At 57.5% G+C, this 520-nt stretch carries 1 protein-coding gene; it reads left to right on the top strand.

The features are described 5' to 3' along the window. Positions 1 to 451 (top strand): hypothetical protein (locus tag F2B26_RS16945; protein WP_159811254.1); only part of this gene is annotated, 451 nt, incomplete at its 5' end. Positions 452 to 520: the final 69 nt, after the last annotated feature.

Here is a 520-nt window from a genome sequence, read left to right as displayed (position 1 = left end):
CCGCAGCCAAGGCAGGTATGTCGCCTGCCGCAGGTCTCTGGGACCAGTCGACTTTTCGCTGCCGCTCGACACGCTTGTACAGTCCTACGCCAGTTCGGATCTCTTCCTCGCGCCAACCTTGGAGGACGCGCTGGTTGGCTTGTGCAATCTGACGATAGGCGAGATCAGATCGAAACTCGACGACACCGGCAGCATTCAACTGGTGGAAAGCCACCTGGGTTTCAACATTGTGTCCTGCCGCGGTCGCTACGCTGGATGTCGCCAGTCCCTGGGGGCCGTTGACTTCACCCGCTCGCCTCAAGACTTGTCGAAAATCTATTCCACCGATGATTTGTTCTTCGATTCAAGTCGCGAGAAGGTGTTGCTGCGTATATGCGAGATCGAGAAGGCCCGCCTGAGTCGACTCATCGCCGAACGGTCGGAGACGGCAGCGATCGAAGCCGCAAGGTGAGCGACCCTCACCTAAATTAAAGCGCAGGACTGGCCCGTGGATCGTATGGAACGGGGAATGAACATGAAA

The organism is Cellulomonas citrea (assembly GCF_009829685.1).
In the GTDB taxonomy this organism is placed as follows: Bacteria; Actinomycetota; Actinomycetes; order Actinomycetales; family Cellulomonadaceae; genus Cellulomonas; species Cellulomonas citrea.
This window is presented reverse-complemented; position numbering and strand designations above follow the sequence as displayed.